13 protein-coding genes are annotated in these 16,002 nt (G+C 43.5%); 11 read left to right on the top strand and 2 right to left on the bottom strand.

Features of this window, described 5'->3' with window-relative positions:
- The first annotated feature begins 11 nt into the window (after nt 1-11).
- The 9 genes from CXF86_RS02210 (at nt 12) to CXF86_RS22985 (ending at nt 9,321) form a co-directional block, all read left to right on the top strand.
- A complete protein-coding gene (locus tag CXF86_RS02210; RefSeq protein WP_101090619.1) occupies nt 12-950 on the top strand; it encodes a DUF58 domain-containing protein in 939 nt (312 codons plus the stop codon).
- A complete protein-coding gene (locus CXF86_RS02205; protein ID WP_102038248.1) occupies nt 947-1,420 on the top strand; it encodes a DUF4381 domain-containing protein in 474 nt (157 codons plus the stop codon). Before CXF86_RS02210 ends, CXF86_RS02205 begins: the two co-directional genes overlap by 4 nt.
- Nucleotides 1,404-2,405 carry a VWA domain-containing protein gene (locus CXF86_RS02200; RefSeq protein WP_101090621.1) on the top strand — a complete coding sequence of 334 codons (1,002 nt, stop codon included), beginning with the start codon at nt 1,404-1,406 and terminating at the stop codon, nt 2,403-2,405. Before CXF86_RS02205 ends, CXF86_RS02200 begins: the two co-directional genes overlap by 17 nt.
- Nucleotides 2,395-3,975, top strand: a complete 1,581-nt coding sequence (locus CXF86_RS02195; protein ID WP_102038247.1) for a vWA domain-containing protein — start codon at nt 2,395-2,397, stop codon at nt 3,973-3,975. The genes CXF86_RS02200 and CXF86_RS02195 overlap by 11 nt, the downstream gene beginning before the upstream one ends.
- Nucleotides 3,968-5,224: a BatD family protein gene (locus tag CXF86_RS02190; protein ID WP_180960994.1), complete on the top strand. Its 1,257-nt coding sequence runs from the start codon at nt 3,968-3,970 to the stop codon at nt 5,222-5,224. The genes CXF86_RS02195 and CXF86_RS02190 overlap by 8 nt, the downstream gene beginning before the upstream one ends.
- Before the next feature lie 522 nt (nt 5,225-5,746).
- The gene (locus tag CXF86_RS02185) at nt 5,747-5,992 is read left to right on the top strand and encodes an OadG family protein (protein WP_101090624.1); all 246 of its coding nucleotides are present in this window, start codon (nt 5,747-5,749) and stop codon (nt 5,990-5,992) included.
- 17 nt (nt 5,993-6,009) lie between these two features.
- Nucleotides 6,010-7,818 carry a sodium-extruding oxaloacetate decarboxylase subunit alpha gene (gene oadA / locus CXF86_RS02180; protein ID WP_101090625.1) on the top strand — a complete coding sequence of 603 codons (1,809 nt, stop codon included), beginning with the start codon at nt 6,010-6,012 and terminating at the stop codon, nt 7,816-7,818.
- A gap of 8 nt (nt 7,819-7,826) precedes the next feature.
- Nucleotides 7,827-8,957, top strand: a complete 1,131-nt coding sequence (locus tag CXF86_RS02175; RefSeq protein WP_101090626.1) for a sodium ion-translocating decarboxylase subunit beta — start codon at nt 7,827-7,829, stop codon at nt 8,955-8,957.
- A gap of 238 nt (nt 8,958-9,195) precedes the next feature.
- A complete protein-coding gene (locus CXF86_RS22985) occupies nt 9,196-9,321 on the top strand; it encodes a hypothetical protein (RefSeq protein ID WP_257982827.1) in 126 nt (41 codons plus the stop codon).
- 58 nt (nt 9,322-9,379) lie between these two features.
- On the opposite strand, the gene CXF86_RS02170 is transcribed toward CXF86_RS22985, so the two are convergent.
- Both CXF86_RS02170 and CXF86_RS02165 read right to left on the bottom strand, forming a co-directional pair.
- Nucleotides 9,380-9,568 (bottom strand): hypothetical protein, encoded by a 189-nt coding sequence (locus CXF86_RS02170; protein WP_101090627.1) that lies wholly within the window; start codon nt 9,566-9,568, stop codon nt 9,380-9,382.
- A gap of 97 nt (nt 9,569-9,665) precedes the next feature.
- The gene (locus tag CXF86_RS02165) at nt 9,666-10,916 is read right to left on the bottom strand and encodes a dicarboxylate/amino acid:cation symporter (RefSeq protein WP_374702313.1); all 1,251 of its coding nucleotides are present in this window, start codon (nt 10,914-10,916) and stop codon (nt 9,666-9,668) included.
- 493 nt (nt 10,917-11,409) lie between these two features.
- Here CXF86_RS02165 and CXF86_RS02160 point away from each other — a divergent pair, with 493 nt between their 5' ends.
- Together CXF86_RS02160 and gshA are read left to right on the top strand one after the other, a co-directional pair.
- Nucleotides 11,410-14,247: a M16 family metallopeptidase gene (locus tag CXF86_RS02160; RefSeq protein WP_102038245.1), complete on the top strand. Its 2,838-nt coding sequence runs from the start codon at nt 11,410-11,412 to the stop codon at nt 14,245-14,247.
- 177 nt (nt 14,248-14,424) lie between these two features.
- Nucleotides 14,425-15,990, top strand: a complete 1,566-nt coding sequence (gene gshA / locus CXF86_RS02155; protein ID WP_102038244.1) for a glutamate--cysteine ligase — start codon at nt 14,425-14,427, stop codon at nt 15,988-15,990.
- Nucleotides 15,991-16,002: the final 12 nt, after the last annotated feature.

Genomic DNA, 16,002 nt, shown 5'->3' with positions numbered 1-16,002 from the left:
ATGAGCAGTTTATGAGCAAGCAAGACTCGCGAATTTATACCAACTTAAGTGCATTATTAGCCCTTAGGGAAGATAGCCGTCATTTGTCATTGTCACCGCGTTTCCGGCCGGCTGGAATGCTCTCCGGTCGGCATGCGTCGCGTATAAAGGGTCGTGGGTTGAATTTTGAAGAGCTTAGGCAATATCAAGCGGGGGATAACATACGCCAAATAGACTCTAGAGTGTCAGCGCGCTTGGGCAAACCTTATGTGAGAGTCTATTCTGAAGAAACAGACAGACCAGTACATATTGTTGTTGATCAACGCTTACCGATGTTCTTTGGCAGTCAAGTCAATACCAAGTCGGTTACAGCAGCTCAGTTGGCGGCGCTGTTAGCATGGCAAGTCTTTGATGGAGGAGACCGCGTTGGCGGCGCGGTTATCGGTTGTCGAGGTACGGTGCAAATGTCGCCTAAACGCTCAAGCCACAATGTTATTCATCTGCTCGAAGCGATAGTGACGGCTAATAATCAATTGGATTTAGCATCACTTAAAAATGGTAAAGAATCCACAATCACCAGCTCGTTGCTGTCTCAAGTTAGACCATTAGTCACGACGTTAAACAGTCAAAGTGTGATGATATTGATCACTGATATTGAGGGGGTTGAAATTGAAGAATTAGCGGAGTTAGAAGTGTTGTCGCAAAAATCAAATGTATTGCTTTTTGTCATTCAAGATCCGCTAGAAGATGATTTAACTGCTGCCCATGGTTTGAGTGTTTCTCACGGGGAACAACAAATTAATATTCAAGCCAGTGCCCAAAATCAACAGAAATACGATGATCTTTATCAGCAACGCTTAGCGAGTTTGAAAAAGGCAACGCTAACAAGCGCATTGCCTGTGGGACTGGTTAATACATATGAGCCTGTTATCACCCAATTAAGTCGTTTATTAATGGGTGAGCCTGCATGAATCCGGTAACTCAACTCGTCGATATACCGCTACCGGAGTCAATCCCATGGTGGCCTCTAGCGCCGGGTTGGTACGGGGTAATACTTGCCATATTACTATTATTGATGCTACTTATTGTTCGAAAAAGGCAACGCTGGATGGCTAATGGCTATAGACGAACAGCACTGGCTCAGTTGCAATCAATGACGGTGCATGACGCGAGTGCCATGAACCAAGTCATACGGCGCACAGTCATGTTAGCCAAGCCCTGTGATGATAAATTAAGCCAAACAGGTGTGAGTTGGTATCGGGTCATCGTAAGCTGTAGCCCGCAAGCTATCTTTACCGAGGCGCAGTTAAAACAACTAGAAGCGTTAAATTATCAATCGGCTAAACACATTTCGCAGCACCTATCAGAAAGTGACTTCTCTAAGCTGAATCAATTATGTCAGCGTTGGGTAAAGGAGCATCGCTTTGAACATCAGTCTTGATTACCCATGGATGCTAGCGCTAATCATTTTACCGGTCTTTGTGTTTCGGATCTTTCCCGTCTATCTGCAGCCAGCAGCCTCTATCTATTTGCCCTTCTTTGCTCGATTAGTTGCTGCGACTGGACAAGCCCCCACGTCGGGTAGCCAAGTTAAACAGCGAAAACGTATTCAAGCAATGGCGTTACTGCTTAGTTGGTTAGCGATCATCATTTGTTTAGCACGACCTGTATTGTTGGGTGAGCCTGTTGTCACACAAAAGACGGGGCGAGACTTAATGATAGCGGTCGATCTTTCTCAATCCATGGAGCAAGAGGATTATCAGCTCAATGAGTACGGTAAAGTGTCTCGCTTAGTTGCACTTAAATCGTTACTTAATACGTTTTCAGAGCAGCGTAGCGGCGATAGACTAGGGCTGATTGTTTTTGGTTCTGGCGCATATTTGCAAGTGCCCTTTACGGAGGATATTGTGCTTTGGCAGACATTACTGCAGCAAATGGATACTCAAATGGCAGGCCCTGCTACCGCAATTGGTGATGCCATAGGCTTAAGTATTCGTGCTTTTGATGGCTCCAATACCACAGAGCGAATACTGTTGTTAGTGACCGATGGCAGTGATACTAGCTCTAGATTAGATCCGGTGGATGCCGCCCGCGTGGCTGCAGCCGATGGTATCGAAGTTTTTACGTTAGGCATGGGCTCAATTGATACCGAAGGGGAAGATAAAGTCGATTTTAATACGCTCAACAAAATTGCCAAGATCACTGGAGGCCAAGCATTCGAAGGCAATAGCACTGGTGCTATTGAGCAGATTTTGCAACAGGTGAATCAGATTGCACCGGCAAAGTATCAGCAACAAAGTTACCTACCTAAGTTAGACCTTTACCCTTGGCTTATCGGGCCTATGCTCGTTATCTATATTTGTGTGTGGTTGGCGCTAACTATCTCAACGGTGATGGTCAATAAGGGGCAGGCTGATGTTAAGTAGTTTTCAGTTTGCTGAGCCACTTTGGTTGTGGCTATTTTTGCCTATAGGTTTACTCATGTATGGTCTTTGGCGCAATCGAAAAATGGCGCAAGAACAAGCTGGAGAAGGCGTAATAGCAGCTCACCTAGCAAAAGTATTTTCAATGCAGAATAGTCACAGAGCGACAAAAGCACCTATAGGGTTAACGTTGCTCACCGCCAGCTTTATCATTTTTGCATTAGCGGGTCCAAGCTGGCTAAAGGCCAGTGACGATGATATTAAAGCGCCGCTGATTATAGCCCTAGACTTATCGCCTTCAATGTTGAAAAGCGAAGGCAGCATAAGCCACCTAGAGCGAGCTAAATTACTGGTATCAAAACTGCTAATGCAGGGGAGTTCTAGGCCTATTTCGCTGGTTGCATTTGCAGGCAGCAGTCACCAAGTATTACCGCCATCGGATCAATTTGCGCTGTTAACGCTATATTTGGGCTATATGTCGCCTCAAGTTATGCCCGTAGAAGGTGATGATATTGACAGTTTGATTGCCGTTATTGCCGCAATTCCCGACGCACAAGAGTTTGGTTTCGACTTACTTGTCTTATCGGATGGCTTTGCAGGCCAAGGCCAAGCATTGGCTAAGTTCACTCAAAAACAGCATGCACAAGTGTTATTCGCTGCATTAACGGCATCAGCCGAGTCTTCTGCGACGCAGCTTGGCTTTACGGTGATGACTGCGGATGGCCTTTTGTCTGGCAATGACAATTGGCTTGAGCAAGTATCAAAGCTAGAACAGGCTGCTCTCAGTCAATCGAGTCTGGTGGTTAATCAAGGCTACTGGTTACTCTATCCGGCTGCGTTGCTATTATTACTGTTTTTTCGTAGAGGCTTTAGTCTGTATTGGGCGACCTCTATTGTGCTCTGCGTCAGTTTGATGCCAGTACCAGTCCATGCACAGTGGCTAGACTTATTCTTTAGTGCCGATCAGCAAGGTCAATACTATTACGACAAAGGTGATTATCAAGAAGCCGCATTACGCTTTGAAGATCCTAGCTGGAAAGCCCGCGCCTATTATCAAGCAAAAGAGTACAGCAAGGCCGCTAAGATATATCGTCAGCAGGATGATTTACAAAGCCTGTTTAACCTGGCAATGACCTACACTCGTGGGCGCAACTACAGTAAAGCAAAGACGCTTTATCAATTGTTACTCGACATTGAACCTGATTTCCCCGGCGCTAGCAAGAACTTACAAATAGTGACTCAGCTGATAAAAGACATTAAGCAGCTTGGGGAGAGTCAACAAGAGGAAAACCCACCAGAGTCGATTAATCCTGACGATATGACCGATATGGATCTTGGTGCTGACAAACCGCAAATGGGCAAAATAGAAGTTGAACTGCAGCAGTTGTCAGTTGAAGAGTTATTAAACAGTGATACTAAAAAGCAACAGTGGTTAAGGGATATCAGTAAAGATCCGCAAAAGTTTTTAGCTGCAAAATTCCAAGCTCAGTACAATGAGTCCCAGCAAGAAGATAGATCTCTACCGCCAAAGGCGAATAGCAACACTGACGCTAAGGAGGAGGGGAATGATTAGCAAGACGTTCAATTTAACTCTTCATTCAATAACTCTGCAATGTAAGCGGGTCGCTTTATTTTTATTTTGTATGGTTTGTATCAACGCTAGTGCGGCAGCCACTAATACTAATGCTGTAAACACCGTGGCTCCTTCGAGCCAGATTTTGACTCAAGTATCTAATGTTCATCCTGTGGTCGGTGAACAAACTGTATTGCGTTTTGAGCTACTTGTTAACGGTTTTTTTAACGGCGGCACCGAGTTTGATTTACCTTCGATGTCCAGTGCTCGATTGTCTCAAGCATCTTCATTTGCCATTAATGGCAACAGAACAATCGCTGGGACAGCGCTCTCCTCTCAGATCTGGGAAGTGTATCTTTACCCCGAACATAAAGGCGTTATAGAGGTGCCGAGTGTTCGATTCAAGGTCAAGTATATGGACAACATTAGCGGAGAGTCTAAGACTGCAATATTGATATCGGATGCTGTAGTGCTTTATGCGCATATCCCAGCAAGCCTTATACATGCTGAACAATACATCGTATCAGGATCAGTATTGATTGAGGATCAATGGTCAGTGTCACAGCCAAGTTACAATGTTGGTGACGTGATTAAGCGTGAAATCAAGATTTCTGTGACTAACCTCCCTGCAATGAATATCCCTCGAATATTCATGACAGCACCTGATGGCGTTAGTGTTATGCCGCTTGAAGCTAAACTGACTGACAATAATAATCGTGGTGAAAACAGTGCAATATTGAGCCAAGAGTTTAACTACATTATCGCAGCTGGTGGAGAATTTGTAGTCGGAGGAGAAGAGGTACTTTGGTGGGAGCCTGACGTTGGTTTACATCGGTTAAATTTCTCTGAGATTAAACTTAACGTTACTGGGGCTAATATTGACCGTTATAGCGTATTGCTCAGTATCATCGTCTTGATGTTAGTTGTTTTGCTTATATTGGGGCTAAAAAAGCAAACGCTACCGATACGAGTAAAGCTGACCCAAGCATTGTTAGCAAAAGACTGGCGTGAATTTATCAACCTATTGTATCGGCGTGGTGATCTTATATCTGCACCAGCCACAATAAAACCTTCGTTATCGCTGCAAACGCCGCATGCTTCCACCAAGGTACTGCAAAAACACCAGCTTATATCGCAGCTATTTAGAGCATGCTTTAGCTCAACAGCTGAAAACGATGACCATGGGTTTAAGTTGAAAAAGGAGGAGAAGCTTTTCGTAAGAGAAGCCTTTAGGAACTTAATAAAATAATGGCTTTTGCAAAAGGGCTACCCAGTTAATTTGTACTCCTGAAAAAGCTAAGTTTAACGAGACCCATAGTTTGATTGATTAGTGCATAAGATCTCATTCTAGCTACTGGGTTACTCTTTGTTCTTATATCTGAAATTACTTTCCTTTAACTTAAGATTCAAATTATAAATATTTTGGATTGCCATGGCTTACGCTGATGATTCACTGGTTATTTCAATAATAAATTATAGAATCATCATCAGTGTAGTAATATTTTTATGCTTATTGGTATGACCAATTTACAAAGGCCTCGCTATTTTGTTATAGATTGGTTATTGTTTTTGCCGATGATAGCAGTCTTCTAGCTGCTTTAAGCTTAGGCATTATCGAAATGAATGCATAACATGTGAACTGTTAGTGAATAAATATTTGTTTTATTCCAGTATATTTACATAATCCGTAAAATGGGCCGACAAAACTAACATACACTGATTTGGTTGCACCGTTTTGTCTTAGTGTATATAGGGCTGGAGAGAGGAAGAGATGGAAACAATATCAGAACAGTTAACCGATGCGCTGGGGATCATGATCCTCGGCATGTCGTTGGTTTTTGTATTTTTAGGTATATTGATTTTGGGAATGAAGCTAGTTGCTAAAAAATATGCGCCTGCCCCCCAAGAGAAAATAACCGTTAATGCTCGCCAACCGGCGGTAACTAAACCCGCAGTGAGTCCTTTAATGGCAGCCGTTATCGCCTCTGCAATTCATCAGCACCGCCAAAAAGCATAAATAAGTAGGGAGTTACCATGAGCAAGCCACTGGCTTTAACCGACGTCGTCTTAAGAGATGCTCACCAATCCATTCTCGCTACTCGGCTGCGCACCGAAGATATGTTACCTATTGCGCCATTACTCGATAAAGTCGGCTTTTGGTCGCTAGAATCTTGGGGCGGAGCAACGTTTGACGCTTGCATCCGTTATCTTGGTGAGGATCCATGGGAACGTATTAGAGAGCTTAAAAAAGCCATGCCTAATACACCTCAACAAATGCTGCTAAGAGGACAAAATCTTTTAGGCTACCGTCACTATGCTGATGATTTAGTTAACCGTTTTGTTGAACGTGCTCACACTAACGGGGTTGATGTATTCCGAATTTTCGATGCAATGAATGATGTGCGTAACCTTGAAACCGCTGTTAAGTCTGTTGTTGACGTCGGCGCTCATGCGCAAGGTACTATCTCCTACACAACGAGCCCAGTGCACACGATGGACACTTGGATTGACATGGCTAAGCGTCTTGAAGATATGGGCTGTCATTCTTTATGTATCAAAGATATGGCCGGGCTATTAAAGCCGTTCGATGCCTTTGACATGATTAGCCAAATCAAATCTCAAACAGATTTGGTTGTTTCTATGCAGTGCCATGCAACAACAGGTCTTAGCACCGCCACCTACCAAAAAGCGATAGAAGCGGGCATTGATGTACTTGATACCGCCATTTCGTCAATGAGTCAGACTTATGGTCACAGCGCGACAGAAACTCTGGTTGCAATGGTTGAAGATACTGACAGAGCGACCGGTTATGACATGGCGTTATTGGAAGAGATAGCAGCTTACTTTAGAGTGGTACGCAAAAAATATGCAGCTTTCGAAGGTGAACTTAAAGGCATTGATTCGCGCATTCTTCGTGCACAAGTCCCTGGTGGCATGCTGACCAATATGGAAAGCCAGCTAAAAGAGCAAGGCGCTGCAGACAAGTTAGATTTAGTGTTAGAAGAGATCCCACGGGTTCGTGAAGACTTAGGTTTCATAGCCTTAGTCACGCCAACTTCTCAAATTGTCGGCACCCAAGCGGTGATTAACGTGCTGACGGGTGAGCGTTATAAATCGCTTACCAAAGAGACTGAAGGCGTACTCAAGGGCGAATATGGCGCCACGCCAGCACCCGTGAATAGCGAGCTGCAGCAACGCGTTTTAGCGGGCGCTGAAGCAATAACTTGTCGCCCAGCTGACTTACTCGAAGCTGAGCTCGACAGGTTACGTCTTGAGTTAGCTGAAAAGGCCAAAGCTGAAGCTATTACCCTATCAACAGAGGTGGATGATGATGTATTAACCTACGCATTATTTCCGCAAATTGGACTCAAATTCCTTAAAAATCGCAATAATCCAGACGCATTTGAACCCAAACCTGAAGTGGCTGCAAAAGCGCTCGAACAAATAAAAAAAGCAGAGCTAGCAGCTGCCAATAAGCAAGGGCCAGCAACTTACACTGTAACAGTGCAGGGTCAGCGATTTGTCGTTGAAGTGGCCGAAGGGGGGGATATCAGTGAAATAAGCTCTGCCGAAAATGTGATTCCTTTTGCTGCACCCGCGACAACTGCCGCCGTTGAGTCGTTGGTGGTCAAGTTAGAACAAAATGCACCGCTATCAGGTAATATTTTTAAAGTGCATGTGTCTCCTGGTGACACGGTTAAAGAGGGTGATGTTGTCATTATTTTAGAAGCGATGAAGATGGAAACGGAAATAAGAGCCGAGGCTGATGGAGTGATCTCTCAGGTTTGGGTTAAAGAGGGTGATTCGGTATCAGTTGGTAGTCAGCTGTTAGCGTTAGCATAGGAGTCATCATGGAAGGATTAATCGCCTTTTGGTCTGAGTCCGGCATTGCCAACTTTACGCCAGGTCAATTGTTAATGATGGGTGTCGGCTGCTTATTACTCTTTTTAGCTATCGCAAAAGGTTTTGAGCCGTTACTGCTTTTACCTATAGGCTTTGGCGCTATTTTAGCCAATATTCCTAATGGTGGATTTACCGACGAAGGTGGACTGCTCTATTTTGCTTATCATGTGGGTATTGAAACGGGAATTTTCCCGCTATTGATCTTTATGGGTGTGGGGGCATTAACCGATTTTGGGGCATTGATTGCTAACCCTAAAATGTTATTACTTGGCGCCGCAGCACAATTTGGTATTTTTGCCACCTTGCTCGGGGCGATTGGTTTGAATTTAGTCCCTGGGTTTGAGTTTTCAATGCAAGATGCTGCCGCTATTGCGATTATTGGCGGTGCAGATGGGCCAACGGCTATCTTTTTAGCGTCCAAACTCGCCCCAGACTTACTCGGTGCTATTGCGGTTGCTGCATACTCTTATATGGCGTTAGTGCCACTTATACAGCCGCCTATTATGAGACTGCTAACAACAGAATCTGAGCGTAAGATCAAGATGGAGCAGCTGCGAGAAGTGAGTAAGAAGGAAAAAATAATCTTCCCACTCATGGTATTAGGATTAACTATTTTGTTCCTTCCTGCAGCAACGCCGTTAGTGGGTATGTTTTGTTTAGGTAACTTGATGCGCGAGTCGGGTGTGGTCGATAGATTGTCTAACACCGCCCAGAATGAGCTGATTAATATCGTTACTATTTTTCTCGGACTCGCTGTGGGTTCTAAATTATCAGCAGAGCAGTTTTTGCAAATTGAAACCTTAGGTATTTTGGTGTTGGGGGCTGTTGCATTTGGTATAGGTACCGCGACTGGAGTGTTAATGGCCAAGCTCATGAGTAAATTATCTGGCGGTAAGATTAATCCATTGTTAGGTGCCGCTGGTGTGTCCGCGGTGCCCATGGCGGCGAGGGTCGTCAATAAAGTGGGCCTTGAAGCAAATAATCAGAACTTTCTATTAATGCATGCAATGGGCCCTAACGTGGCGGGTGTGCTGGGTAGTGCGGTTGCTGCAGGTGTGTTACTTGCGGTACTGGGATAAGCATATCTGTAAAATTTAGAATAGTATTTTCAATTAAACCAATCCCGTACTTTTAAAGTACGGGATTTTTTTGCCTGCAGAAAATGATAGCGTGCGCTTGGCTATACTAAGAACAACTTAATCACCTATGCACCAGCATTCTCCATATACAACTGTTTGGCCGTGTCATTGCAAGCTTTAGTTATCACAGCCTTATCGTAAAATCCTCGCTTGTGGTGCAAGCGTCATTAGAGGTTACTTGCAACAAAGTAGTTTTAAATTTGAAATAGAAGTTGAGCTTACGACAGCGCTGGAGGGCGATGTGGTGATCTGGAGTGATACAGGTATTGGCGCTAGGTCATTAAACGATGAAGCGTTAGTTTGATGCCGTTAGCGCCTGGTCTTCGAGCTAGGCGCGTAAGCGATATTGGGTTATTTGTGGGTTACCAACTACGAATGTTTTGGTTTGCGGTCAGCCAAAGTAGAAAGCCTAAGGACAAAATAATCGTTATGCTAATGCCGACAATATAGATAAACCCGGTTCTTCCCTTCTTTAGAGGCACACCGTTGTAATTAAGAAATAGCGCCCATGCGAGAGATAGTAGCAGTGGAATAAAAAACAGCTTAGCCATACTTAAACACCCTCAATATGAATCACTTAGCAATATGATTTTAAAGTATAAAATAAAAAGGCCACAATTGCGGCCTTTTTCTTTCACAGTAACCTTACTAACTTGTTACAGGTGCTGTTTTAGTGCTCTCATCGGCATAAAATTGCTCTTGATCAAGCTGTCCTTCAGATTTACCAATAACAACGGCTGTCATCATATCCCCGGTGACATTGGTTGCTGTGCGGATCATATCAATGATCCGGTCAATAGCGGCAATAAATGCAATCCCTTCTAGTGGTAGGCCAACAACACCTAAGGTTACCGTCAGCATCACCATGGCACTGCCTGGCACGCCAGCTGTCCCGACTGATGCAACTGTTGCCGTTACCGCAATCAGCATATAGTCAGTCATATCGAGTTGAATGCCATAAATTTGGGCAATAAAAATGGCGGCAATAGCGGGATAGATCCCACCGCAACCATCCATGTTCATGGTCGCGCCAAGGGGCAATACAAATGAGCTATAACGTTTTGATACACCCATTGATTCAGAACAACGCGTGCTTGCCGGCAATGTACCGAAACTTGATGCCGTCGTAAATGCCACAATTTGTGCTGGCATGGCTTTTCTGAAAAACTGTAAAGGGCTTAATTTTGCTGCGAATTTTACCAGTCCACCATAGACAAAAATAATGTGGATTAACGCAGCAAGGTAGATAGCACCGATGAACTTGGCAAGTGGTAATAACATGGATAAACCATACTCACCGACCACCCAGGCCATTAAACCAAACACGCCAATCGGAGTAAGTTGCAATACCATACGAGTCAGCTGGAACATCACTTCAGCCCCGGCCTCAAGGGTTCTTTTCAAGGGCGCAGCTTTTTCGCCAACCTTATTGATTGCGATACCAATTAATGCTGCAAATACGATTATTTGGAGAACATTCCCTTCTGCCAGAGAGGCAAATGGGTTAACAGGGATCATATTTAGCAGTACCTGTGCAAAACCAGGAACCTGACGTTCGCTCACTTCAGTAGCAACCAATTCCATTGAGCCGCCCATATCAATGAGCGAGCCAATGGTTAAGCCGATAAACGACGCTATAGTGCCGGTAAACATAAACATGCCTAACGTCTTAAAGCTCAACCGTTTTAGGTTAGCTTCTGAGCCTAAAGAGGTAATACTCACCACGATAGCGCAGAAAATAAGCGGTGCGACCAGCATTTTGATCGCGCTAATAAATAGATCACCTAAAGGCTTTAATACCGTTGCCGATTCACCAAAAATGACACCAACAGTAGCGCCAAGTACAAAGGCGGCTAATACCTTTTGCCAAAAAGGGATGTTTTTAATTACTTGCCACATTATCAATATTCCAAATATATTATTTTTATGTCATGCGTATAGGTGGCAGGGTTGCCACCTAATTTATTGCAATCATTTGCTAGGAGACTAACACTTCAATGCTGTGAAGGTTTACATTTAGTTACCCAATCGTTGGCATTCTATAGATAGAGCACCTTGCATCACAAACCGATTTAGTTATAACTTATTGTCATATAAAAGCTTGTTTTAATTATATTAACAGTTAACTTTCGCGCAACATCGTGATAGGGGTTGTAAAAACTATAGAAACCACAATAGATTCATGGGTGTAGGCTAGATGAGCTATGATTGCTGATTAAGGTGATGGAAATATTTTGTTAGCAGAAATCGCAAAACCTTTTTTACGTCGTAAGTGATTTAAACTGATTAACACCCACTGGTTGTTTCAAGCTGACTGGGTAATACTAGTGCCAAGCATAGCTTACTGATCAGATGATAAAACGATATCGCATTCTGGCGAAGGAGATAATAATTGAAAAAATGGATATTAGCCGCAGCAATTAGTGCTGCGTTATTTGGATGTGCCGGTCAACAACAGGCTGAAACGACTTTACCTGCAGGTGTGACTTTACTGGAGTCGGTAAGTTTTTCAGGACAGGATGTTGGTATTCCCTATCGTAAATATGAATTAGCCAATGGCTTGACCGTTATTTTACACGAAGATCACTCTGATCCGTTAGTCCATGTTGATGTCACTTATCATGTGGGTTCAGGACGTGAATTAGTCGGTCGTTCTGGCTTTGCACACTTGTTTGAACACATGATGTTCCAAGGGTCAGAGCATGTCGCTGATGAACAACATTTTAAAATGGTCACTGAAGCGGGTGGAAATCTTAACGGTACAACTAATACCGATAGAACCAATTATTTCGAAACGGTGCCCAATAATCAGTTAGAAAAAATGTTGTGGTTAGAATCTGACCGTATGGGCTTTTTCCTACCGGCTCTAACGGAAGAAAAGTTTGAAGTGCAACGTGAGACGGTCAAAAACGAACGTGCACAGCGTATTGATAACCGTCCTTATGGCCGTATGGGTGAGCGCTTTGATCAAGCCTTTTATCCGCAAGGTCATCCTTACTCATGGCCTGTTATCGGTTGGCCAGAAGATTTAGACCGAGCAGATGTTGAAGATGTTAAACACTTTTTTCAGCGCTGGTATGGTCCTAATAATGCCACATTGACTATTGGTGGCGATTTTGACGAGATGCAGGCCCTTGCATGGGTTAATCAGTATTTTGGTGAAATCCCTGCTGGTCCTGAAGTTAAGGCGCCCGTAAAAACGTTAGTGACACTGGATAAGACACTTTATCTGTCGATGGAAGATCGAGTGCATTTACCCTTGATTAAAATGGCAATGCCAACGGTATATGCTCGCCATGAAGATGAGCCCGCTTTGGATCTGTTGTCTAACATCTTAGGTGGTGGCAAGACATCAATCTTCTATAAAAATCTTGTTAAAGATGGCTATGCGGTCCAAGCAGGTGTGAGTCATCCATGTCAAGAATTGGCTTGCCAGTTTTCAATGTATGCATTAGCCAATCCAGCACAGGGTGGCACGTTAGCTGATTTAGAAAAAATCATGCGTGACTCGGTCACTGAATTTGAGCAACGCGGCGTGACGGATGACGACCTTGAAAAAGTTAAAGTCAACTTTGAAGCTGCCACCATTTTTGGTTTGCAAAGCGTACAGGTAAAAGTCTCAAGCCTTGCATTCAATGAAACGTTTTCTGGTAACCCTAATATGATTGGTACTGATTTGGCGCGTTATGCCAATGTCACCAAAGAAGACGTTATGCGGGTGTTTAACAAATATATTAAAGACAAGCCGATGGTGGTGATGAGCGTTGTGCCTCAAGGGCAAAAACAGCTTATTGCTAAAGCCGATAACTTTGTCGCGCCAACTGAAAAGATTGCAGCCGTTGCGGTTCAAGATCTTAATGCCGCGCCTCAAATTACTTCAGCGTTTGATCGCAACGTTGTGCCGCCAGTCGGTGCCGCACCCGTATTAAAAATACCTACGCTTTGGCAAGGTAAACTGGCCAATGATATTGAGGTTATTGGCACTGAAACCAACGAGACACCGACCGTTGAAGTGGTTGTTTACCTCAATGGTGGCCACCGCGTTATTGACATAGAACAAGCAGGCTTAGCGTCGATAACAGCATCAATGATGAATGAATCGAGCCTTAAGCGCAGTTCTGAAGAACTGACTCAAGCATTAGAGATGCTTGGCAGTAATGTCAGCTTTGGTGCCAGTGGCTATCAAAGTCGATTGCAGATTTCATCGTTAACAGAAAATCTTGATGCGACAATGAAAATTGTCCAAGAGAAGTTGTTTGAACCTGCATTCAATCAAGCTGATTTCGATCGTGTTAAACAACAGGTATTACAGAACCTACAACGGCAATTAACGGAGCCAAATTATTTGGCTTCAAGAGCATTTAGTACTCTGTTATACGGTGATAAGAGCCCGTTTGGTGTTAGTAGTGGTGGTTCAATTGCATCAGTAACAGCGATTAGCTTAGATGATGTTAAAGCTTTTTATAAACGTCAGTATACCGCGGGTAATGCGCAAATAGTGGCCGTTGGTAATCTAAACGAAGCGCAAATGCTATCCAAGCTTACAGGGTTAAACGGTTGGACTGGGGTTAAAACTTCCTTTCCTGAATTAGCGGTTCTTCCTGAATTTACTGGCGGGAAAATTTATATTGTTGATAAGCCAGAAGCGGCGCAGTCAGTGATAAAAATTGGTAAACGCGCGTTGCCTTATGATGCTACGGGAACGTTTTTCAAATCCTACTTGATGAACTACCCACTGGGCGGCGCTTTTAATAGCCGTATTAACCTCAATCTTCGTGAAGACAAAGGTTACACTTATGGTGCGAGAAGCTTTTTCTCGGGAGGACCTGAGCAAGGTTTCTATCAAGCGACTGCTAGTGTACGTAGTGATGTGACGACCGAAGCGTTAGTGGAATTTATTAAAGAGATTAATGGATTCCAAGCAACGGGGATGACTGAGGATGAGCTTAGCTTTATGCAGAACTCTATCTCACAATCTAAAGCACTTAACTACGAAACTCCGTACCAAAAAGCGGGTTTAATGCGTAATATTCAACGTTATAATTTGGATGATAATTACAGTGAACAGCAAACTGAAATCACTAATAACATAACACTTGATGAGTTGAATTCATTGGCTAAAAGCCAGTTGAAAATCGACGATATGCTTATTCTTGTTGTAGGTGATCGTGCCAAGATAGAGTCTGAATTATCAACACTTGGTTATCCAATTGAGGTTTTACAGTTGTAAAGTAAGTGGGGAGACCCTATATACAAGAGGTAATCCTAGTTAATGGGGTTACCTCATCTATAATCGTCATGACAGTGACGTAAAGACTATTTTGATATGACTTGAAAGTTTAGCCAGTTAAAGCAGGTCTGACTGTCATGAGCTTTAGGTTAAAGTCACGTACTAGAGAATAAGATTTTGAAATCATTCAATGAATTAGTAGGGGATCTGTCGGATCCGACAAGTCGTCAAGCACTAAAATCAATGCAGCGAGGCATTGAACGTGAAGCGCTTAGAATTGAAAAGACAGGTCACTTAGCAACGGATAGTCACCCTGAAGCATTAGGCTCTGCCTTAATGCATTCGCGGATCACTACCGATTATAGTGAGTCCTTGCTTGAGTTTATTACTCCCGTGTTTGAAAACATTGATGAACTCGTTGAAGATTTAACATACACGCATGCGTATAGCGTGCGTAACTTAAATGGCCAGCAACTGTGGCCGGTTAGTATGCCTTGCTATGTGGGTGATGTTGCTGACATTCCTATTGCTGATTATGGCAGTTCAAATAATGGCAAAATGAAACGTTTGTATCGTAAAGGATTAACTTATCGATATGGCGCACTCATGCAGATTATCTCTGGAGTGCATTTTAACTTTTCGGTGTCTGACGATCTTTGGACACGGCTTTATGAACTATCCAATAAAGCGTTGAGTAAAGAAGAGTTTATCTCTGATTCTTACTTTGGCCTTATTCGTAATTATCGCCGTTTGGTATGGGTGTTACCTTATTTATTTGGTGCATCACCCGCGCTATGCGGATCGTTTATTAAAGACCAAAAAACGACGCTACCGTTCGAAAAAATTGGCAAGGGCACGCTTTATTTACCTTACGCCACATCGCTGCGCATGAGTGATTTAGGCTATACCAATCAAGAACAAGATAGCCTCGACATTAGTTACAACAATCTATCTTCTTACCTTGATGGTATGAACGCCGCTATCAATATGCCATCGGCAAACTTTGCCCAAATTGGTGTCAAAGTCGCAGGCGAATATCGTCAACTTAATGCTAACGTTTTACAAATTGAAAATGAATTTTATTCTCCTATACGAGCCAAAAGAGTCGCTAAAGGAAATGAGAAACCTTCTGAGTCTTTAGCGCGTGCAGGCGTTGAGTATATTGAAGTCAGGGCGCTTGATGTTAACCCCTATAGCGCGGTTGGTATTGAAAAGTCACAAATTCGTTTTTTGGATATGTTTCTGCTTAATTGTTTATTACAGCCTTCGAGCAACAGCGACGAAACGGAAGAAGCTGAAATTTCAGCTAACTTACAAGCCGTTGTGTTAGAAGGGCGTAAACCAGGCTTAGTCTTGAGTCAGAATGGTGCAGACATTTCGTTGACACAGTGGCTCGAAACGTTATTTGATAACTTAGGCTCGATTGCAGAACTGCTTGATGACGGTGCTGAGGGTGAGTATCAAAAGGCTCTGGCGCACTGGCATAAAGCGGTCGTGAATCCTGATGAGACTTTATCGGGTCGGATCATGACTAAGCTTCAAAAGGAGCAAGTTGATCACGGTCATTGGGTGAAAGAGCTTGCACAGCAATACCATCAGCAACTTATAGACTTGCCTATTAGCGACTCTGTGTTGGCTCGGTATGAGCAAGATGCAAGATCGTCACTCGACAAGCAAGCGGCGAGTGAAGCGCTTGATGAAGTGAGTTTTGATCAATTTCTCGCTGATTACTTCGAGCAATAACGGTGAAACAGC

This window comes from Shewanella sp. GutCb, from assembly GCF_002836135.1.
Taxonomy (GTDB): Bacteria; Pseudomonadota; Gammaproteobacteria; order Enterobacterales; family Shewanellaceae; genus Shewanella.
Note: the sequence above shows the minus strand (reverse complement) of the source record. Positions and strands in the feature narration are given on the sequence as shown.